Genomic DNA, 21,519 nt, shown 5'->3' on the forward strand with positions numbered 1-21,519 from the left:
GTGAAGATAGTAAGTTTTTTCAATGTAAAGGGTGGAGTAGGAAAAACCACTCTAACAATTTTAAGTGCTATAGCTCTTAGCAAAGAAGGGTCTCGCATTTTAATTATAGATGCAGATACACAGGCTAACTTAACTCAGTTTCTATACAAAGTTTCACATAGTGACAAAACTATGTTTGATGGACTAGCTGATAATTTAAGTGCAGAAGAATTAATAATAAAATCACCTTGCGAAAGATACAAAAACATAGATATAATCCCTTCAGATTTATCATTATCTGTACTTAGTGAATATTTAACTACAAAAACAAATCGTGAAAAATCAGTGTGGAGATGGTTCAAATCCAATGTGAATGCTTTGAGTGACTATGACTACATATTTGTAGACTTATCACCATCATATGATTTGATTGCCAGAAACTTTATGCTTTGTTCTGATTCAATCATAACTCCTATTGCTTATCAAGATATAGCAAGTATTAGAGGCTGTGAGCTATTTTACTTAAAATACAATCAAGATCTTGAAGATATGGAAATGGAAAATATGGCAAAAAGAGCTGTAGTTATAAACTCTTATACTTCAAGAAAACTCTCTACTGGCGATATATTTTTGGAAAAATTAAATGAATTTGAGCACATAAAAAAAGACTTAATTAATTCAAAAATATCTGATACAACAGTGATAAAAAATGCAATTCTTTCTAAATTAGACATAGATGATTATTGCAGAAAAATAAAAAAATCTCATAAAGTTAGAGAGGAATTTAAGGAAGTTATTAATGAATTAAAAGAAAGGGATGTGTTATAGTGGGACTAGATAAATTTTTAAAAGATGACAAAAAAGAAGAATTAATTTTAACAAAAAAAGACTATAAATCTAAGGTAAATAATATAGTAAAAAACACTTTTGAAAAAGATGATTTAAATTTATTACAAATAGAAAAAGAAAGCACAACTAATAAAAAAGTTCCTATGAGTGTTTACTTTGAGAAGGACGATTTAGATTTATTAAAGGCCATAGCTTTTGAGAAAAATACTACAGTAAATAAAATTCTTATGAGTATAATAAAAGAGCCTTTAAAAACTACAAAAGTAAATTTACCACATGATTTTAATATAAATGAAAAAGCAAAAGAATACGAAGTAAATAGTAAGAAAAGAAAAGTAGAAAAAAAAGTTGAGACAAGAGGCAGAAAAAAGAAAAAAAAGTAGGACCTTGTGTCCTACTTTTTTATTATTAAATCTATATTTCTAATTTATATTTTATATGCAGTGCTAGCTTTTTCTTGATTTAATAAAACGAAATCTATTATATCTTTATATCAGAATAAAAGGGATTTGTAAAAAAACATTACTATAGCTATGATTATAAATAATTATAGGTTTCATAGGATCAATTACATTAAAACCATAGATTTTTCATTTTACAAACAAATTGTTTAACAATTGGTTTTACAATTGGTTAATTATATTATTTATTTTTCAATACTTTCGCGTTGCCTTTTAGCTCTAATCAAAGTGCTCTTTGATATACCAGTCATAAGTCCTACTTCTTTATATGAATGACTCTCTAGCAATTTTAAAGCATGTGAAATTTGTTTTTTAGTAAACTTTTTAGGTCTTCCTTCTCTGTAATCATCACTTATTTTAGCCAATTCCTTACCAGCTGAAGTTCTCTCAACGATCATGGATCTTTCAAACTGAGAAAAGGCAAGAAGACATGTAATTATTAAGTCACCCATGGGAGAATTTTCTATAAGTCCCATATTTAATATATGTATATTGATTTCTCTTTCTTGTAAATTCTTAATAATCTCTAATCCTTCCTTTGTACTTCTACATAACCGGTCTAACTTTGTAGTAACTAAAGTATCTCCTTTTTTTAGTTTGCCTAATATTTCATTAAAAACAGGTCTATGAGATTTAATTCCACTAATTTGTTCTTTATAAATAACTGCATTTTCATATCTCTCTGAAATTTCTCTTTCTTGCATCTCTAATGAGTTATTATCTAACTGGCTTCTTGAACTAACTCTACAATATCCGTATATCATTTCTTATCCTTTCTATTTTCTAGTAATTATATTGAAAATATAGTTACCTTTTGACACTATATTTTGATACTCTTTTATACATTATAATAACTTATATAAAATAAAAGTGTCAATAAGTATAAGTTATGACACCTTTATATATATTTTTTGATAAGTCATAAATAAAAAAGACTGATTTACAAATCAGTCTTTTGTTTCCATTTAAATTATATATTTATATATTCTTTTTCAAATATCGTGCATCTAAGATTTCCATAACATAACTTAATATATTACCTTCATTATCCTTAAAATGAAGTGTTTTCTTGCTAGCTTTCTTGTCAATATTTTTGCAGTTTTTTAATGAATAAGTATTATATGGTGCAACTTCACTACAAAGTTTGTTTTCCATTGCTTGTAATACGTCACCAGAGTGTTTTCCTTCTACTTCATACTTTTCTAGTTCCTTACCATAAAGTTCTTTAAAACTAATTATACATTTCATTTTCTACTCCTCCTTATTGAACAACTTATATATAAATTCAATAAGTAAGTAAAAAAACCTTTATTTCAACAAATTTTATTATATAAAATTTAATTTTCAACATTCATTAGTTACGTTGACCATCTTCAAATTTAACTTTTTTACTTTTATTTAATATTGACTACAATTCGTCTCCATTATTATTCAATGGGAGTATGTTATCCATTTCAAGTTTTCTAACTTCATCCATTTTTAAGATAAACATCATTTTATTTTTTATAATATAATCTGGAAGACCATTTTTATCTTCTATTAAAGCTTTTATTTTCACTGCTTTATAATGTTTTTTTGGATCCAAGTCTGCAATGTATGCTGATTTGCTTATCATTTTAGTGAAAGTATTTTAATTTAAAAGTTTTTCCCTGTCATTTTTATATCGTTTGTAGTAGTTGTTTAATTTATCATAAATGGTCTTAAAATCAAAAGCTATATGAATATTATTGGATAAAATCTTATAATGAACATTTTCTTCTAATCTTATTTTTCTATCTGGTATGTAAATTAAATTATTAATATCTTCAAATACTTTTTAGTAATCACTCTTAAAGCCATTTTGATTTTCTTCCAATACATTTAATTTCAAGTTGTTAATGATTATATCAGACGCCTCTTTCAAATTAATTATCTTATTCATCTCAACGCCCAAAGATTCAAAGGTATTATATATAAGTTCTAGACCCATCATTGTATATGTGGCTGTATTTATTTCCCTTGAATTACTTAAGGATAGTTTTTCATCAAAATCATATTTAAATCTTGTTACTAAATACTCATTATCAAATGCTCCATCAATATAATAATTTAAAACTCTCAAGTATAAACTCTTTGAAAATCTTCTAAGCAATTCTTTTCCCTCTTCACCATTACATAAAAACTCTACAGATTCTTTTCCTTCTCTAGTGAAATTGCTTATGGCATACCATACTATATTTGATCTACTTTTTACAGTAGTTTCTTGAATTTCTTCGTCTCCTGAAATTATTAAAGATGCATTATAAGCAAATTTCTGCAAATTTAAGTTTTCAGTTACTTTGGTATTTTCGTACCCTTCTGTAATAGAAGGAATATGATTAGATAGGAAATTTATTTTACAATTACTTACTTTTGAAATTTTCATATCATCTAAAAATATAGGTAAATAAGTTTCATCAAAGGATTTAAGCAGTTCAAAGTCTGTTGATACAGATAAACTCATTCCTGCATTTGTGTCGTTAAATAATAGCCTTAAAATTTTAAGGACTTTACTTTTACCACTTTTACTTTCTCCCAAGACTTTAAGTATTGGCAAATTATCCATGGAAGACTCTCTAGCAAAAGTATTTAATATATTTGCAACACCAAGGCCTAGAGTATTATATATATTTTCCTTTGAATTAAAATTAAACAAGTGTTTACTTAATCTTTCTGATTCATCTTTATTTAAAATATTAAGGTTAGTAAAATCAATATTATGAATTGTATTTATTGCTTTTCTTCTAGTATCAAAGTCTCCATTGGCTTTTAATATACCCTTATTTGTAACAAGAACATACTCATCATCTATTTTTCTTATTCCTGTTCTTGTAAATATAGGTACATCTTCTTTAATGAAGTAATTTATAATCCATTGTTTAAGTTTCATTAAGTCTCGTATTTCTCCATAAAAAATATAATCAATTCCTAGGTTTCTTCTAAAAATTCTCACATCAGAAAAACATTCTCTGGCATCTGCTTCAATAATTGACTGTCTATGATTTGATTTAAGATTAAACTTTATGATTTGATCATTATTATCTTTATTTCTATATAATGTAACATCTATTATTTGAAAGTTTGTTAGATAACGTCTACTTTCTTTTACCTCTTCATTTTCTATTTTATCTACAATTTCATATATTCCATTTTCATCTTGTTGTAGGGTATTTTTATCTAATATATTTAAAGATTTTTTTACTACTTGTAAAAGTTCCTTGGTTGTTTTGCCAGATTCTAACCAATCTGTAACATCTTTGTTTTTTCCATTACCTATTTTCTCAATTCCTGGCAAATCTATTATTTTTAGTCCTTTACAGCATTTTTTTAGTTTTTCTACTATAAAGTTTTTAAATTCTTGTCCTGATCTTCCGCTGTCTCCCATGAAAACTATTTTAGCATTTCTTAAATCTTCATCATATGAATTTTGCCATTTTTTTGTGTAAATAGTTGTGGCGTGTAAATTTATTTTTCTTAAAGTTTCCACGTCTTTTTCACCTTCAACAAAGAATATCCAATCATCTTTTGAGATGGCTTTTTTTATTTCTACTAAATTATAAAGGACTTTTTTGCATTGCTCAAAATCTTTATGCTCTCCATATTTATAACCTATGTCCATTTCTATTAAAGACTTTGTTATAAAATGCTTTTTACCAAATGAGTTTTTATATTTTATTTTACAATATAATGGCTTTTTATCTTCATCAAAGTAAATATAAATTTCTTCTAAATTATAAGTTTCTTTGTTTTTTATTATTGTTGACTGGTTTATTTTTATAAAACTTTTAAATTTTTCTACTTTATTGTCGCTAATAGTGTTGTACTTCAACTCTCTACCTAAGATGTCATAAGCTTTCCTTAAGGCTGTTGTATTATCTAGGTTTTCCATCTTACAAATAAAGTTTATAATATCTCCTTGCTCCCCACATCCAAAACAACGATAAATAGCTCTATTTCCTTTGTCACTGAGTCTCAAGCTTGGTGTTTTATCATTGTGAAATACACAATTTGTATAATATCCAGTATTATCTTTTTTTAAATTTATGTTGTAATTTTGCATAACTGATATTAAATAATTTAATGATCTTATTTCATCTACTGCATCTTTAAAAACATCTTTATTTTCCATTAAGACCACCACCTAATTGTATATTACTTTGCATTTTTCCAGGAATTTGTTTTACAGTATCTATATATTGCAATTAAACAATCTCTTGTTGTCAAAACTGAAGAGACTTTTTATGCCCAATTATTTATTTTCAAATTATTTTTTTAAATCATAAAACATTATAACATAAATAACCATAAACTCCATTGTAATTACAATACATACGAAGTTATTCGTTATATTTAACTTATATATTTTAATAAAAATTTTAAAGTATAGTATAAATCTTATTCAAAGTAAAAGATTATAATTACCATATAAAATTATATTTTTTTAATAAAAAAACTGATAGGAATAAATCCTATCAGTCTTTTTAACATATATGCAAGTATTAAACTTTAGCTACATACTCGTAAGGTAGTGGAACTATCTTACCAGGAGTTTGTATTTCGTGTAATTGAACTAAAGTATCTTTAACTATGTTGTATTGCATTTCTCTGTTGTTTGGTTCTCCAGCGTTAGCACCCATTGGAACAAGTGGAGCAACTGCTCTTGGAGTTCCTGTTTGTCTAACTACTGGTGGAAGAGCTGCTATTATAACTGTTGGTATACCAGCTTCTTCAATCGCTCTCTGCACTAAAACTGCAGAGCGGTGGCAAGTTCCTCAGCCAGCTGTAAGAAGAACGCCATCTACGCCTTCTTCTTTTAATATTCTAGCTATTTCTGGACCTGTTTCTTCTTTGAATTTTTGTTGGTTTCCACCACCACCCATGAATCCTATGTGTACTGGTGCAACTCCACCTATAAATCCTTCAGCTGCAAGTTCGTGTAATCTATCTATTGGGAACATACAGTTTATATCTTTATTAACGTCTCCATTATCGTATCCTCCGTGAGATACCATAAGATCACCTGATAACATATTATCTCTAACTTCTCTGAAAGAGAAATCACCAGCTAAATTGAAACGCTTGTCATCTTTGTGATGAACACCAGCTGCAGTAGCAAGAGCTATTTTCATCTCTTTTAAAGGCTTAGTTACAGGAGCCCATACTGATGGTGGTGTTATTGGAACGAATATTTCAGATTGCATTCCTTTAACTACTGTTAAACTCATCTTTTTTCCCCCTTTTAATTTACTCAATTTACAAATAGTAATGTAAATGAGCTTGAGTTAATTTACTACTCAAATTAGTATTTTTAAATATACAGTTTTTGAGCAAATCTATTTATTAGACATTTCGTCGATTTTTTTATTTCTAGTCATAAGATTTGAAATATATTTTTCATTAATCTCATCACCTAATTGCTCAACAAAGCTCATATTAAAGCCTACTTCTTGACCAATTTTGATTTCATAATCGGAAATAAACATTCTCATTGGAACTTTTAAGTATCCTAGACGTCCCTTTAGATCAACGCTTACGCAACCATCGTGGACTTCTACAATAACACCTTCCATATAAAGAATTTTATCACCGTATTTTAGTTTATCATTTTTCATTATGCGTCAGTTCTTTCTAGCTATATTTTGCCTTACGCTTGTCACTCATTGGAAGAGAAGTTTCGTTTTCAACTAACGCAACTGGTTTTCCAGTAACATTAGATATTAACTCTATGTTAGTATCTTTTACGTTTGGATTCCATTTCTTTTCTGGTTTAGCTATTGTTTCTCCACCCATTTCAGTTTTTAATGCAGAAAGGGCTCTTATAGCATCTTCATGGCATAAAGTGTTGCATCCTAATACTTCGTTTTCTATACCAGCTTCTGATTTGTTGTTATCTATCATGTTAGTCATGTACTTGTTACCAACAACTAGAGCACCTTGAACAGCACAGAATGACATACCAACTACTGGTATTCCTCTCATACCTATTTGCTCTATGTGAGAAGCGAAGTCTATATGGTTGTTTCCGAATCCTTCAGTAGTAACGAAAGCACCATCAACATCTAAAGCTTCAGCCATCATACCAACTCTTCTTGATACGTAGAATTTCTCAGAGTTTATTTGAGGAGATCCAACAAATATAACACCACATAAGTCTACTTCTTCATCATGTAAAGCTTCAAGTACTAATGGCTCTCTCCAGTAATGTCTAGACATTTCTTTTGAAGCAGGTCCTATACAAGTTAATGCATGTATACAACCATCTAATACTTCAAGTGGAGATACCATAACTGGTACGTTTCCTAAGTCAACGTTTGGTTTAGCTCCTAATATTCCAACTGGTTCCATTGGTAATATTAGGTTATCATGCATTGCACCTTGACCCATTATTTCTTTTACTATTACAACTTTTTTCTTTCCTGGTCTTCTTACTTGCTCGAAAGTTTCACTATCTACTATTAATTCATCATCAAGTTTTTTAAGAGCTTCTCTTATTTCTTGAGTTATGAAATCAGTAGCAGCATGAGCAGCAAGAGGTCCTGGTCTTTCCATGTTAGTTCCTTCTTTGATTATAACTTCTGTTTTGATGAATATTTCACCTTTTTCAGGACAACCTGGTCTTCCCCACATGATGTTTTCTTCTAAGATACCTTCAGATGAACCGAATTCTCCTATTTGAACACCATTTGCATCAGTACCAGTTACCATCATTACAACACCATCTACTACTCTAGTAGTTCCAAGACCTAATTCATCTTCACCATCTTTAGTAGCTATTGGTTGAACATCCATTATAGTCTCTGAGTAAGTGTTATATCTATCTGGAGTTATTATATCTATTTTTAAGCTATTTACTAACTTTTGGCTAGCTACAGCTTCTTCTTCTATACCTTCTCTGATGTATAAAACAGTACCTTCTATTTTAGTTTCAGGTCCTCTTTTAACTTCAGTTATTTTGTAGTGGTTTCTAGTTAAGCTTCTAACTACTTTAGCTTCTTTTTCTACTTCTTTAGCTGCAGATGCAACAGAAGCATTTTCACCAACTGGAACTACTTGAGCTCCACCTTGAGAAGCGAATCCACCAACTGGTATTTCTATATTAATGTCTTTTCCTTCACCTATGTGGATTTTTAATCTTCCACCTTGTACTTGAGTAGCAACTGGTGCTGGTTTTACTTCTTCTTTAACTTCTTCTACTACAGTTTCTTCTTCTTTAGTTTCAACTATAGCATCTATAACATCAGCAGTTATTGGAGTTAAAGAATCACAAGTTTTAGTTAATTTTGCACCTAATATTTGGCCTATAGTTAAGCAACCATCTAATTTTAAAAGTCCAGAATCTACTAATTCATCGAATATAGCAGGATCTTCTAAGTTAGCAGGTCCTATAACTAATCCTTCTTCTGCTCTACAGCAAAGTACCGCAGGGTCATTTGCATGTTGCTTAGCAGTTTCAGCAGTTATTGACATAAGTTTTCCCCCTTATATAATAAATCATTTTATTTTTATAATTTGAACACGAAATACTAATTTATATCAAAGAAATTTCTTTCTTTGTTAACATTTAATTATTTATAGAATTATTTTTTATCCTCTCTATTAAAGTGTTCCCTTATTTGAGAAAATTAATCTATAATAAATTCTACGCGGATGTCTTTTCCTTCTTTAAGGTTTATAACAAGTCCACCGTCATCAGTAAATGATGCAAAGTTAGTTTCAACTGTTTCTACAGTTTCAGCCTTTGGTTCTTCTACTGATTGAGCTTTAACTTCTACTTCTTCTCCAAGTTGAGGAACTGTTTTAGAAGCAGTCATATATCTTATTACATCTTTACCTACTGTTTGTAATACATTGTCTGTTTGGTGATGAACTTCTATATTCATCTTTGGAGCAGATCCCATAACTGTATTTGAACAGTCTGTACAGTTTCCTATAAGTATATGTTTAGCATCAGCTTTTTTAATATTCATAACTTTTAATGCTTGACCTGGACAGTTTCCTGGATTTTCACATTTTAAGTTACCTTTAACATCTACTGCTTGCTTACATTTTTGAACACATACAACTTCAGCATTCATTTTTTTAGCTAAATCTTGCATTCTTTCTTCATTACCACCACAAGCACAAACTAAAAGTCCCATTTTTTCACCTTTTAAATCTGCAAAAGGTTGTGTTACTATTATTCCACCTGTAGTTTTAGTTATTGGAGCATCTAGTTCACAAGCTTTACCAGTGAATGGTCCACCCATGATTACTTCTCCATATTCTCCATCTATTCCACCAGCTCTTTCTATTAATTCTTTAACAGAAGTACCAACTGGAACATCCATGAATACGTGAGGTTCAGTGCCATCGTTTAATTTACCAACAACTGTAACGTTTTTAGAGAAACATGGCTTTTTAAGCTCTATTGCCTCAGCAACTCTTTGAAGAGTTTCAACGTTTATAACTACAGCATCTGCTACTGATGGTAAATCAGTTGGTTGAAGTAATATTCCTAAAACTTCTCTTACAACTGCTCTTTCCTCACCCATTGGATAAATATCTGGAAGTAAATGTATATCTAAAGAATTGTCACCCTTAGTACCTTCAACTAAAGCATCAACAGCTTTTTGGTTTTTAGCCTTAAGAGCGAATATTCCTTTTTCTGCTTGGCAAATTTCCATAACATATTTAAGACCTCTTACAGTCATATCTGTATTGTCTACCATTTGGTCTACGTTATGGTGAAGTAGTGGTTCACATTCAGCAGCATTAACAAGGATATATTTTACCTTTGTTCCAAGTTTTATAGCTGTTGGGAATCCTGCACCACCCATTCCTACTACACCAGCATCTTTTATAAGTTGAAGTTTGTCATCTCCTTCTAACTTAATAAACTCTTCTGGTTGTTCTTCATCTTTTTCTATTATTATGGCATCTTCAGTTATTTCTGAAACATTTCCATATACGCTAGAGAATATGTTAGCACCTAGTCCTGTAGGCTTAGCGATTAGAGAACCTTTTTTTACTTTATCTCCAACTTTAACTACCGCCTCACAAGGAGCTCCAACATGTTGTCTAAGTAATATTTTTTGTAACACCATTAAGTTCACCCCCTAATAATATAAAGCATATATGTGAAAATTATTTGCTTTTATCATTAAAAAATAAAAAAACATTAAATTCTCTTATTTTTAAACATCTAATCGTATAGTTTTTTTTATATACGTTAAAAAAATCACATAGAAAACCTTTTCACTTTTTTCAAAAAAATATTTGACTTATTTTACTGGCGGGAGAATGTGGGAATCGAACCCACCTAGGATGCTACTAACACCCCACACTGGTTTTGAAGACCAGGAGGCACACCAGTTACCTATCTACTCCCATTTACACTTCCTAAATCATTATAACATCACTTATCAATAAATCTTATAAAATATTTTCAAATATAGACAAAATTTATAAGATTTTTTAAACCTATAAACATTATAACAATAAAATTTCACAAATTCAAGAACTCAATACTAGACTAAAGTCTGTTTTTATAATATAAATTTTTTTTTCCATTAAAAAACCTTATGAATAGGTACTTTGGTAATTTTTTTTTGTTATTATTTTGTCAGTTTTATAATATTTTTTATACATAAATAAATAATATGACGAAATATGATAAATAAAATGGTTGATAGGTCAAAAGTTTACACACTATAATTATATTGGAATTAACAATTTTATAAATACACTTTATTAATAGAATTTTTTAATATAAAAGGAGGAGAAATCATGAGTGAGGAAATCAACCTACGTCGCCTTGTGATTAAGTCATACCACATAAACGAAGTAGAATTCGGTGCTGAAAATAACGTTTTTCTAGATGGAAAACTTACAATTTGTAAAGATATGCTAAAAGATTTAATAGAGTCAGAACCTTTAATAAAAGATATAAACATTCAAATAATAAAACCAGGAGATAATGATAGATTTACAAATACTATTATGGATATTATTCCTATTTCAACTAAAGTTTTAGGTAAGATTGGAGAAGGAATAACTCATACTTTAACTGGTGTTTATGTGATGCTTACTGGTGTAGACGTAAAAGGAATACAAACTGCTGAGTTTGGCTCTTCTGAAGGTAATTTAAAGGAACAATTATTCTTAAATAGACCAGGAACTCCTGGAGACAATGACTATATAATTTCATTTGATGTAACTTTAGATGAAGGTCAAGGACAAGTTAGACCAGGACCAACTGCTGCTCATAGAGCTTGTGATAAGTTCTGTAATGAGTTTAGAACTAAGTTAAAGAAATTAAATGGTCACAAATTTACTGAGCGTCATGAGTTTTATGACAAAGTAAGACCAGGTAAGAAAAAAGTAGTTATTATAAAACAAGTAGCAGGTCAAGGTGCTATGTACGATACGGGGCTTTTCTCTCATGAGCCGAGTGCCATGGAAGGTGGAAGAAGTATTATAGATATGGGTAATGTACCTATGATTGTAACACCAAATGAATATAGAGACGGCGCTCTTCGCTGTATGTGCTAAGGAGGTAAAATTATGGGAATAGGACCATCTACTAAAGAAACTACTCTACATCACTTTAGAGATCCTCTACTTGATGTGGTAAGTAATGATGAAGATATAGATTTATTAGGAATTATAATTGTGGGAACTCCGCAAGATAACGAAGATAAAAATTTTGTTGGAACAAGGGCTGCGTCTTGGGCTGAAGCCATGAGGGCAGATGGAGCAATACTTTCATGCGATGGTTGGGGAAACTCTCACGTGGACTTTGCCAATACTGTTGAACAAGTAGCAACTAGAGGAATTCCTGTTGTAGGGCTTACTTTTGTTGGAACTGTGGCTCAGTTTGTTGTGGTAAATGAATATATGGATACCATAGTTGATATGAATAAAAACCCTGAGGGAATTGAAAGTGAAATAGTTGGGGAAAATGAAGTAACTTTATTAGAGGCTAAAAAGGCTCTCGCTTTCCTTAAACTAAAAATGAGAAAATACGGAAAATAAAACTTGTAAAAAGTGCTGTAAATTAATTTTACAGCACTTTTTATTGTTAAAATAAATACCTCTTATATAATATATAAACTATGCCCAAATTGTTTTATTTTAACTTTTTTATTGAAAAATCTATTTATCTTATATAATACCTTTTCAGAAATGGGCATAGTTTCCCTACAAAAAGTGTAGAGAACTAATCTTTAATAGGTATACCCCCCCAGGCGCGTTACCACCGCGCAAGGATTAAAGACCCAGTACAAAAGTAAGTATCCTGCCTTTGTAATTTAATACTATTTGCCATTCCCCCCGGCAACAGACTTATTGAATACTCCCACAAAGGAATTTCCACCCCTAGCTCTTTTTTGTTGTAGCGCCTAGTTACTACTTTCAGCCCTTAAAATACTGTACTGGTATATTTTTGTATGCTGTGAGGATTTTCACCTCAGTGTTTCGTCGACATCCCCTGTACCCTGTCGGGCCATTCGGTTAGTTATCCAGGTCAAACACCCTTCCTTATAAAACCTATCTTATATTCAATTTTTCGCATTAAAAAAGACCTATCCAACTACTTGGATAGGTCGTATTGTTCATAATCATCTTTAATTATTAAATTTATCCTCTTGTCTAAACTAGTAAAACTAGTTATAATAATTAGTATAAATTTAATAACAACTATGTTTTGCTTATTAAGTATTGGTTTGAAATACTTTTTAAGAGTTCATAGTTAGAAGGTTACTTGTAACACTAACTGTTGGCGCAGTTGGTACTAATTCCCTCTAAGGTTTGGCGACCTTATGGAAACTTGTAATCTTTTTTTATGCAATTTTTTATATGAGTCTATTATATATCCTTTTTTCTTTTGTGACAATATTTTATTTTATTAACTAAAAATAGCAATAATTCATTTCATAAAGAAACAAATTATTGCCATCTGTCTACATCACTATTTCATGTATATTTTGAAAATCTAAATTATTATTATTTATAAGACTTTCTACTTTTTCTTTGTCTTCTTTGTTACAAAGCCATGAAAGACCACATCCTGCAGATATTTGCCTTGGCACTGGTATTAATCTTCCTGGTACACTTTGACTTTTGCAGGCTTTTTCCATTGCAATTGCTCCTGTTGTTGTATTGAAAGTTACTATTAGTCTTAATTGTTTTTCTCTCATTTTATTTCCTTTCTCTTGAAAAAGTTTAAGCAACGGATATACCTAAAGTGTTAGCGAAGGTATATCGTTAACCATATGAGCAAAGCGAATTTTAATAACTTGCTGCTATTTCTTTAACTGCATTTATGGCAGTATCTATTTCTTCTTCTGTGTTATAGTGTGAAAAAGAAAATCTTACAGCACCTTGTTCTTCTGTATTCATTGCTTTATGCATAAGTGGTGCGCAGTGTGCTCCTGGTCTTGTTGAAATATCATAGTCTAAACTTAGTTCATCAGAAAATGCCGCTGAGTCTATATCTCCTACGTTAAAAGTAACTATAGCGGCTCTTTTATTTTCAAAGTTTCCATAGATTTTAATGTGTTTTATATCTTTTATTCCGTTATAAAATCTAAACATTAATTCTTCTTCTCTTTTTTGAATGTTTTCTATTCCTTCTTCTTTTAAATAATCAAGTGCTGCATTAAGCCCAGCTATGGCATGTCCATTTAGAGTCCCTGCTTCTAGTATAGTTGGCATGGCTTCTGGCTGAGTTTTTGAAAAAGTGTTAACTCCACTTCCACCAACTTTTAAAGGTCTAACATTTATTCCTTCTCTTACACAAAGTCCTCCTGTTCCTTGAGGTCCTAGAAGACCCTTATGTCCAGTGAAACAAAGAATATCTATATTCATATCCTGCATATCTATCTCAAAAACTCCTGCACTTTGTGATGCATCTACTATAAGTACTAAGTTATGCTTTTTAGATATTTCTCCTATTTTTTTAACATCTAACACATTTCCTACTAAATTTGACGCATGAGTACAAACTATAGCTTTTGTATTTTCTTTTATTAATTTTTCAAAATCATCATAGTTTATATTTCCATTTTCGTCACATTGCACAACAGAAAGTTCCATTCCTTTTTCTTCCAATTCATATAATGGACGAAGTACTGAGTTATGCTCTAAAGATGTTGTTATTGCATGATCTTTATTTGTTAATATACCTTTTATAGCAATGTTTAAACTTTCTGTTGAGTTACATGTAAATGCAACTCTTGATGGATTTTTTAAATTAACTAAATCTGAAATTTTTTCTCTTGTATCGTAAATTATTCTAGACGCATCTAGTGAGGCTTCATTAGCTCCACGACCTGCATTTCCCATATGTGTCATTGCATTTACTACTGCCTCTATAACGCATTGTGGTTTTTTTATAGTTGTAGCTGCATTATCTAAATATATCATTTCATCACCTTTTTCTAGTTAAAAAATTCTCTTATAAATTTAATAAATTTAAGTGCACATTTTGACATGTACATTTCCTTATTTCTCACTATATATAAGTTTCTGTACATATCCATTTCTTCAAACTCAAACACTAAAACTTTGTTATCCGTTGCAAAATCTTCCAAAGACAAATTTGATACTATGGAAATACCCATGTTGTTTTGTACAGATTTTTTTATTGCTTCTATAGAGTTTAGTGTTGCTATTACATTTAAGTTGTTTATATCAAAGTTATGAGCTTTTAAAAATTCTCTTATTTCTTTTCTTGTTCCAGATCCTTCTTCTCTCATTATTATTGGTTCTTTTAATAAATCACTTACATGGAAACCTTCTTCTTTCATTTTTATATATTTGTCATTTACAGGTGTTATAATAACTAGTTTATCTTTGTAAAATGGTTCAAATATTAAAGATGAATTTTCCATTTCTGTTCCAACAAGTCCTACTTCTACTTCTTTATTTATTATTTTATTTATAACTTCACTAGAGTCTCCCTGAAGTATTTTTAGCTCACTTTTATTTTTTCTTATATATTTTGGTAAAACTTCAGGAAGTATATATTGTTCTGGTATAGTTGATGCCCCCAGTGTTAATAAATTACTTTCTTCGCTTTTTACATTAAATTCTTGAAAAATTGTATTTTGAATATTTAATATTTGCTTTGCATAAGTATATAACTTTTTCCCATCTTCTGTTGGATATACATCCTTCGTAGTTCTTATAAGAAGTTGAGTATTTAACTCTTTTTCCAATAAAGAAATATGAGAAGATATTGTAGGCTGTGTTAAAAATAGTTTCTTTGCAGCCTGAGAAAAACTTCTACTTTCTATTATCAATGTAAATGATTCTAATTGTTTTAAATTCATATTAATATGCCACCCTTTCACTTTCTGCACCGTTTTTTCTTGTAATCTTCATATTATCAAAGTATTCAAGCATGGGCTTCGCACTTTTTCTAGATGTATTTAGGGCGTCTCTAAGTTGTGAAATAGTAATTAAATTATCTTGTTCTAATTTTTCACGAACTATCACTTCTACTTTATCCATAAGGGATTTTAGTGTAAACATCTCTTCGTTTATTTTCACTATTTTTTCCTCATCTATTAAAACATTTAGTACATCTCTCACTATATTTTCATCTACATTAAAGTTTATTTCACTAAGTCTTACAAAATCAAATTCAGTTTTTTTATAAGTATTTGCTAGAGTTTTCTCAACATTTTGGAAGGTATTGTCTTTATTTATTTCAAAATCATTTAAACTTAAGTATTCTTTATATTTTTTTATTTCATTTTCACATATGAATTTATAAATAATTTGATCAAAAACATTTTGTTTTATCTTAGGATATAGCTTTGTTTTAAGAAGAGATTTTCCAACACCAAATTTATATGGATTTTCATTATGAAAATTCTTTATAAATTCTATTGTCTCTCTTTTTAATCTCATTTCTTCACTACTATGATATACGTAAATATCTTTTTTCATTTCATAAGTTAAAACTAAATTTTCTTCTTTTAATTCATTTATACATTCACTTACTTCTTCTACAGAAAGGCCTGTTAACTTTCCTATTTCTTTTATAGTTATCATTTCTGGATGTTTTTTAACTAATAACTCAACTATATCACTATGAGATCCTTCTTCTTTTCTTTTTATTTCTTCCAGCTGTGCCTTGTTAAAAGGTGTTTTTTTCGTAGGATTGGCGTCTAGTATAACCCCTCCTCCCACTGTTTCTAGAGGCGAATAAAAACGAACTATAAATTTATCTCCTCTTCTTACGGCTATTTTTTCTTCCAGTCTAAGTTGAGCATAACAAGAATCTCCTGGTGCGGCCTCTTGTACGTCTAGTAATACAGCTCTACATAAAACTTCTGAAGTCCCCGTAAATAAATGAAGCCTGCATCTATTTGATAAAATTCTTTCACTGGAATTTAATACATTTAATTTTACATCCAGCATCATTGTATCTTCCATGGAGTTTGGCGGCGCTAATACGTATCCTCTTTTTATTTCATTTTTTTTAAGATTTGAAATATTTATGGCACTTCTTTGTCCAGCAAAACATTCTTTCACATCTTTTCCATGGACTTGTATGCTTCGTATTTTAGCTTTTTGGCCAGTAGGATAAATTTCTAATTCATCGTCTTTTTTTATACTTCCTGAAATTAAAGTTCCTGTTACTATGGTTCCAAAACCTGATATACTAAAACTTCTGTCAATCGGAAGACGAGGTATTGTATTTATATCTTTTTCAGTTACTTCATCTTTTGTCATATGAACGATTTCTTTTATTAAATTATCTATGCCTTCTCCTGTTACAGCTGATACTTCTATCATATTTGCATTTTCAAATACTGAACCTATTAATTCTTCTTTAATCTCTTCCTTTACTAATTCTCTCCATTCATCGTCCACCAAGTCACATTTATTTAAAACTACTATACTCTTGTCAACACCTAACTGACTCATAATGTCCACGTGCTCACGAGTTTGTGGCATCATTCCTTCATCTGCTGCAACAACAAGCATAACAAGGTCCATTCCTATGACTCCTGCAAGCATATTATTTACAAATTTTTCATGGCCTGGAACGTCTATTATTCCAGCTCTATCTCCACTTGGTAAATCGAAATAGGTAAATCCAAGATCTATGGTAATTCCTCTTCTTTTTTCCTCTTCCCATCTGTCTGTTTCTTTGCCTGTTAATGCTCTAATTAAAGCAGTTTTCCCGTGGTCTATATGCCCTGCTGTTCCGATTATAATATTTTTCATTTTTGCTCCCCTTTTGCTATTTTTACTCAAAAGTAGTTATCATTTTTTTATTATTTGTATATAAAATTCAAAAATAATTTTAATTAAACCTTGTAATTTGCTTATATAATAAACCAATTGTTTTACCATTGGTTTATTAATTTATTACTTTAAAATATCAATAATTTTTTGTGATAATACATCTATTTCATCTTCTAAAACTGTTCTCATATCCAATATCAGCTTGTCCTCACTTATTCGTCCTACAACTGGATTTTCTCCAAGTCTTAGTCTTTCTTCTAGTGCTGATGTTGATATATTTTTAGGAAGTATAGTTACACATTTACTTTTAATTCTTTCCGCTGGTAAAGATCCCCCCCCTATTTGAGATAGAGTATCTTCTACTTCCACATATGCAACGTCTTTTATATCATTTAATTTTTCATATAAATTATTTGCACTTTCTTTTATTTCTTTTATGTCTTTAGTTATAAGTGAAAGTACTGGTATATTTTTTATAGCATCTTCTTCGTTTAAATACTCGTGGAATATCATTTCAAGTATTGTGGCAGTAAACTTATCTATTCTAAAAGCCCTTGTAAGAGGATTTTTCTTCATCTTATCGATATATTTCTTCTTTCCAACAATAATTCCAGCCTGAGGCCCTCCTAAGAGCTTGTCTCCTGAGAAAGAAACTATATCTACACCTGCTTTTATAGAATCTTGTACAGTAGGTTCATATTCTAAACCAAACTTACTAAGATCAACTAAAACTCCACTTCCTATATCTTCTATAACTGGTATGTCTTTATCTTTTCCTAATTTGCAAAGTTCATCTATGGATACACTTTCAGTAAATCCGAGTATTTTAAAATTACTTGTATGAACTTTTAAGAAGGCTCCTGTATTTTCAGTAATGGCATCTTCATAATCTTCCAAATGAGTTTTATTTGTTGTTCCGATTTCCACTAAGTCTGCTTTGGAACTTTTCATTACATCTGGAATTCTGAATTTACCTCCAACTTCCACAAGTTCACCTCTAGAAACTATAACTTCCTTATTTTCTGCCATAGATGATAAAACAAGCATAACTGCTGCTGCATTATTATTCACTGCCATGGCACTTTCTGCACCAGTTATTTTACAAATTAATTTTTCAAAATGAGAGTAACGTTCTCCTCTTTTGCCTTCTTCCAAGTTATACTCTAAGTTAGAATAGCTTGTCACAACTTCACTAAGATAATCAGCATGTTTTTTTGAAATTATGGCTCTACCTAAGTTTGTATGAAGTATAGTTCCAGTTCCATTTATAACCTTTCTTAAGTTATATGAGTAAACTTTTTTCACATTCAAAGCAATATTTTCTACTAGATGATTTATCTTTTCTTCAATCAAAGACATATCATCATTTTCTTTTATAAAGTTTCTAAGTTTATCTATTTCTTCCCTAATAGCATCTACAACAACATCTCTATGATACTTTTCTATTAGATTTATAATTTCAGTTTTTTCTAATAGTACATCAACTTTAGGTATATTTCTAAATAACATATTTTTATTCATATTTTGTTCAAGACCTTTCCCCTTCTTACTAAAAATCCTTTTTAGTAATATAAGTTTAACTACTAAAGATTTTTGACTAAATTAATACTTTTTTCTTGTTTTTCTATTACTTTTCCTATTATGGCTACTTTAGTGTCCATATTTTTATTTTCAAAATCTTTCATAATATTTTCAACTTCATTTTCTGGTAGAGTAATTAAAAGCCCTCCAGAAGTTTGTGGATCATATAATACATCTATAAAACATTCTTCTATATTTTCACTATTTACATCATTTGAGATATAATCCTTATTGTTGTATGTTCCAGCAGGCACTAGACCCATTTTAGCAAAGTCAATGGCACCATCAATGTATGGCACTTTTTGTACATCTATTTCAAAGGTTACTTCAGAACTAGATGCCATTTCCATAGCATGACCAGCAAGACCAAATCCTGTTATATCTGTACAAGCACTTATGTTGTAATTTTCTATAACTTCTTTAGCTTTTTTATTAAGAGAAGTCATTACTGTTACAACTTCATCTATTTGAGACTGTTCAGCCATCTCTGCTTTTATTGCTGTATTTATAAGTCCACTTCCTATTTGTTTTGTAAGAATTATTACGTCTCCCGGCTTTGAACCATAATTTTTAAATATTTTATCTGGATTTACAAATCCTGTTACACTAAGACCATACTTAGGTTCGTCATCTTGAATAGAGTGTCCTCCAGCAAGTATTGCACCAGATTCCATAACCTTAGAGGCTCCTCCTTCCAAGATTCTTCCAAGTATTTTAGGGTCTAGACAATTAGGAAATCCAACTATATTTAAAGCTGTTTTAGGTTCTCCTCCCATTGCATAAACGTCGCTTAAAGAGTTCGCCGCTGCTATTTGTCCAAATAAATATGGATCATCAACAATTGGAGTAAAAAAGTCTAGTGTTTGAATCAAAGCAAGATCATCACTAACTTTATAAATTGCCGCATCATCACTAGTTTCCACACCTACTAATAAGTTTTCATCATGAAATTTTGGTAAATTGCTCAAAACTTGAGCAAGGGTCCCAGGACCTATTTTAGCCGCTCAGCCAGCAGTTTTCGTCATATGTGTTAATTTTATATCTTCAGTCATCATATCTTTTTCCTCTTCTATAATTATTAAATTTGTATACAAACTTACTACGTTATAAAATATTACTTATAGAAATATTTTATAACAAAACTTAATCTTTGCACACCTTATTTGTAGTTTTAGTAATCTTAATACGATAATACTAAATTCTTATATATAATATCTTTAGTTGTTCTGTATTACTATGTTCTCATATGATAGCCTTAGGGGATGTCTATCCCGATGACATAGATAGACCCTATAGTATAAAATCAGAATTTCTGACTTAATACTATAGAGTCTAGTCATATATTAGCCCCTTTTTCAGTTCTAGAGCCCTCAGCATATCCCTTGTTAGACTACCTTTTCGGATGTAATTTTGTTATTATTGTATCCATACCCAACAACTGAAAGCATTGTACCTCTCAGTAATTACACGACCTAATTTACATCACTGCAAATTATATGGTTGCCACCTGACCTTTTTATTGGATGTCAACTCCTATCACTTAGGATCTTTGGCACAACAAGGGAAACAGCCTCCTCTAAGTTGTTGATTTTTTGCAACGGCTCAACTGACCTATCTACTTTTTTAAGAGGTTGCAGGCATTCCCTCTTTTTCCATAAATTTTCATTTTTTTAACGCATTAAAAAAGCCTGTTCTTCAATTGTTGAAAAACAGGCTCTAAGTTCATTAGTTGTTAATTAAATGTATATAAATATTTTATATTATGTACATTTTTTAAAACTTCCATCTTTACAGATTCATTAAAATTTTATATAATCTAATAAGATTATATTTTTGTAAACAGAAGTTTTAAATTTACTAACTCTTTAAGACTGCTACCAACAGTTTTAAGGTTTAATATATATAAGATGCTACCAACGTTTTATATATACTGTGGATTTAAGACTTTTTTTATTTAATTTTTCTAAACTTATTCTACTACGTTTTTTTTCATAATACAAGAAAAAAATCCTTTTTCATTTCAAATAATATATTTTTTTCAAAAATTCCGTTAAAATTTCAACATTTGTTAAGTATATAAATATCTTTTTGCAAATCAGTGTTTAACTTTATTCCGATTATCTTCGCTTTTTGTTGAAAAAGTCTTAGCTACATAATATAATTTTATATGAAGAATAAGTTGCGTATATTTTTTTAATAGTTTTAATAATTAAACTAACCATTTGTTTTACAAATTGTCGAACCAATGGTTTTACCATTCGTAGTACTAATTGTTAAAGTATAAACAATCACTTAAATGATTATTTATCATATAACTTAACCAATTGTTGAACCAATAGTAAAACAAATTGTTATACAATTGGTTATTTTCACAAAAGGAGATGAGAAA

Annotated in this window: 18 protein-coding genes and 1 tRNA gene; 4 read left to right on the forward strand and 15 right to left on the reverse strand. The window is 29.8% G+C overall.

Features of this window, described 5'->3' with window-relative positions:
- Entirely contained in the window at window positions 1-807 is an 807-nt protein-coding gene (locus TVTCOM_RS19655; RefSeq protein WP_434799774.1) for a ParA family protein, read from the forward strand.
- Window positions 807-1,211 carry a hypothetical protein gene (locus TVTCOM_RS19660; protein WP_347449134.1) on the forward strand — a complete coding sequence of 135 codons (405 nt, stop codon included), beginning with the start codon at window positions 807-809 and terminating at the stop codon, window positions 1,209-1,211. The genes TVTCOM_RS19655 and TVTCOM_RS19660 overlap by 1 nt, the downstream gene beginning before the upstream one ends.
- A 263-nt stretch (window positions 1,212-1,474) precedes the next feature.
- On the opposite strand, the gene TVTCOM_RS19665 is transcribed toward TVTCOM_RS19660, so the two are convergent.
- The 9 genes from TVTCOM_RS19665 to TVTCOM_RS19705 form a co-directional block, all read right to left on the reverse strand.
- Window positions 1,475-2,053 (reverse strand): recombinase family protein, encoded by a 579-nt coding sequence (locus TVTCOM_RS19665; protein ID WP_347449135.1) that lies wholly within the window; start codon window positions 2,051-2,053, stop codon window positions 1,475-1,477.
- A gap of 214 nt (window positions 2,054-2,267) precedes the next feature.
- A complete protein-coding gene (locus TVTCOM_RS19670) occupies window positions 2,268-2,537 on the reverse strand; it encodes a hypothetical protein (protein WP_347449136.1) in 270 nt (89 codons plus the stop codon).
- A gap of 160 nt (window positions 2,538-2,697) precedes the next feature.
- Window positions 2,698-2,904, reverse strand: a complete 207-nt coding sequence (locus tag TVTCOM_RS19675) for a hypothetical protein (RefSeq protein ID WP_347449137.1) — start codon at window positions 2,902-2,904, stop codon at window positions 2,698-2,700.
- Window positions 2,905-3,105: 201 nt separating this feature from the next.
- A complete protein-coding gene (locus tag TVTCOM_RS19680) occupies window positions 3,106-5,436 on the reverse strand; it encodes a CHC2 zinc finger domain-containing protein (RefSeq protein WP_347449138.1) in 2,331 nt (776 codons plus the stop codon).
- Window positions 5,437-5,806: 370 nt separating this feature from the next.
- Complete coding sequence (gene prdB, locus TVTCOM_RS19685) at window positions 5,807-6,532, reverse strand: D-proline reductase (dithiol) protein PrdB (RefSeq protein WP_228110000.1); 726 nt, start codon at window positions 6,530-6,532, stop codon at window positions 5,807-5,809.
- Window positions 6,533-6,640: 108 nt separating this feature from the next.
- Entirely contained in the window at window positions 6,641-6,919 is a 279-nt protein-coding gene (locus TVTCOM_RS19690) for a CBO2463/CBO2479 domain-containing protein (protein WP_228106701.1), read from the reverse strand.
- 16 nt (window positions 6,920-6,935) lie between these two features.
- Window positions 6,936-8,774: a D-proline reductase (dithiol) proprotein PrdA gene (gene prdA, locus TVTCOM_RS19695; protein WP_228109999.1), complete on the reverse strand. Its 1,839-nt coding sequence runs from the start codon at window positions 8,772-8,774 to the stop codon at window positions 6,936-6,938.
- Between the two features lie 155 nt (window positions 8,775-8,929).
- A complete protein-coding gene (gene prdC / locus TVTCOM_RS19700) occupies window positions 8,930-10,390 on the reverse strand; it encodes a proline reductase-associated electron transfer protein PrdC (protein ID WP_347449139.1) in 1,461 nt (486 codons plus the stop codon).
- 186 nt (window positions 10,391-10,576) lie between these two features.
- Window positions 10,577-10,674: transfer RNA gene (locus TVTCOM_RS19705), tRNA-Sec, on the reverse strand.
- Window positions 10,675-11,072: 398 nt separating this feature from the next.
- Here TVTCOM_RS19705 and prdD point away from each other — a divergent pair.
- Both prdD and TVTCOM_RS19715 read left to right on the forward strand, forming a co-directional pair.
- Window positions 11,073-11,837, forward strand: coding sequence for a proline reductase cluster protein PrdD (prdD, locus tag TVTCOM_RS19710; RefSeq protein ID WP_347449127.1), 765 nt, complete (start codon window positions 11,073-11,075; stop codon window positions 11,835-11,837).
- A gap of 12 nt (window positions 11,838-11,849) precedes the next feature.
- Window positions 11,850-12,320, forward strand: a complete 471-nt coding sequence (locus tag TVTCOM_RS19715; RefSeq protein WP_347449128.1) for a glycine/sarcosine/betaine reductase component B subunit — start codon at window positions 11,850-11,852, stop codon at window positions 12,318-12,320.
- A 926-nt stretch (window positions 12,321-13,246) separates the two neighbouring features.
- On the opposite strand, the gene TVTCOM_RS19720 is transcribed toward TVTCOM_RS19715, so the two are convergent.
- From TVTCOM_RS19720 to selD, 6 genes are all read right to left on the reverse strand, one after another.
- Window positions 13,247-13,483, reverse strand: coding sequence for a DUF3343 domain-containing protein (locus TVTCOM_RS19720; protein WP_431523191.1), 237 nt, complete (start codon window positions 13,481-13,483; stop codon window positions 13,247-13,249).
- A gap of 91 nt (window positions 13,484-13,574) precedes the next feature.
- On the reverse strand, window positions 13,575-14,711 hold the full coding sequence (locus tag TVTCOM_RS19725) for an aminotransferase class V-fold PLP-dependent enzyme (protein ID WP_347449130.1): 1,137 nt from the start codon (window positions 14,709-14,711) through the stop codon (window positions 13,575-13,577).
- 14 nt (window positions 14,712-14,725) lie between these two features.
- Window positions 14,726-15,619, reverse strand: a complete 894-nt coding sequence (locus TVTCOM_RS19730; protein WP_347449131.1) for a selenium metabolism-associated LysR family transcriptional regulator — start codon at window positions 15,617-15,619, stop codon at window positions 14,726-14,728.
- Between the two features lies 1 nt (window position 15,620).
- Complete coding sequence (gene selB, locus TVTCOM_RS19735) at window positions 15,621-17,528, reverse strand: selenocysteine-specific translation elongation factor (protein ID WP_347449140.1); 1,908 nt, start codon at window positions 17,526-17,528, stop codon at window positions 15,621-15,623.
- A 144-nt stretch (window positions 17,529-17,672) separates the two neighbouring features.
- Window positions 17,673-19,070 (reverse strand): L-seryl-tRNA(Sec) selenium transferase, encoded by a 1,398-nt coding sequence (selA, locus tag TVTCOM_RS19740; protein WP_347449132.1) that lies wholly within the window; start codon window positions 19,068-19,070, stop codon window positions 17,673-17,675.
- A 62-nt stretch (window positions 19,071-19,132) separates the two neighbouring features.
- A complete protein-coding gene (gene selD / locus TVTCOM_RS19745) occupies window positions 19,133-20,182 on the reverse strand; it encodes a selenide, water dikinase SelD (RefSeq protein ID WP_347449141.1) in 1,050 nt (349 codons plus the stop codon).
- Window positions 20,183-21,519 lie beyond the last annotated feature (1,337 nt).

It is taken from the genome of Terrisporobacter vanillatitrophus, from assembly GCF_051148895.1.
Lineage (GTDB): Bacteria > Bacillota > Clostridia > Peptostreptococcales > Peptostreptococcaceae > Terrisporobacter > Terrisporobacter vanillatitrophus.

Coding starts and splice junctions, on each gene's coding strand:
- TVTCOM_RS19665 (WP_347449135.1), bottom strand. CDS start 2,053: ATGATATACGGATATTGTAGAGTTAGTTCAAGAAGCCAGTTAGATAAT.
- TVTCOM_RS19670 (WP_347449136.1), bottom strand. CDS start 2,537: ATGAAATGTATAATTAGTTTTAAAGAACTTTATGGTAAGGAACTAGAA.
- TVTCOM_RS19675 (WP_347449137.1), bottom strand. CDS start 2,904: ATGATAAGCAAATCAGCATACATTGCAGACTTGGATCCAAAAAAACAT.
- TVTCOM_RS19680 (WP_347449138.1), bottom strand. CDS start 5,436: ATGGAAAATAAAGATGTTTTTAAAGATGCAGTAGATGAAATAAGATCA.
- TVTCOM_RS19690 (WP_228106701.1), bottom strand. CDS start 6,919: ATGAAAAATGATAAACTAAAATACGGTGATAAAATTCTTTATATGGAA.
- prdA (WP_228109999.1), bottom strand. CDS start 8,774: ATGTCAATAACTGCTGAAACTGCTAAGCAACATGCAAATGACCCTGCG.
- prdC (WP_347449139.1), bottom strand. CDS start 10,390: ATGGTGTTACAAAAAATATTACTTAGACAACATGTTGGAGCTCCTTGT.
- prdD (WP_347449127.1), top strand. CDS start 11,073: ATGAGTGAGGAAATCAACCTACGTCGCCTTGTGATTAAGTCATACCAC.
- TVTCOM_RS19715 (WP_347449128.1), top strand. CDS start 11,850: ATGGGAATAGGACCATCTACTAAAGAAACTACTCTACATCACTTTAGA.
- TVTCOM_RS19720 (WP_431523191.1), bottom strand. CDS start 13,483: ATGAGAGAAAAACAATTAAGACTAATAGTAACTTTCAATACAACAACA.
- TVTCOM_RS19725 (WP_347449130.1), bottom strand. CDS start 14,711: ATGATATATTTAGATAATGCAGCTACAACTATAAAAAAACCACAATGC.
- TVTCOM_RS19730 (WP_347449131.1), bottom strand. CDS start 15,619: ATGAATTTAAAACAATTAGAATCATTTACATTGATAATAGAAAGTAGA.
- selB (WP_347449140.1), bottom strand. CDS start 17,528: ATGAAAAATATTATAATCGGAACAGCAGGGCATATAGACCACGGGAAA.
- selA (WP_347449132.1), bottom strand. CDS start 19,070: ATGAATAAAAATATGTTATTTAGAAATATACCTAAAGTTGATGTACTA.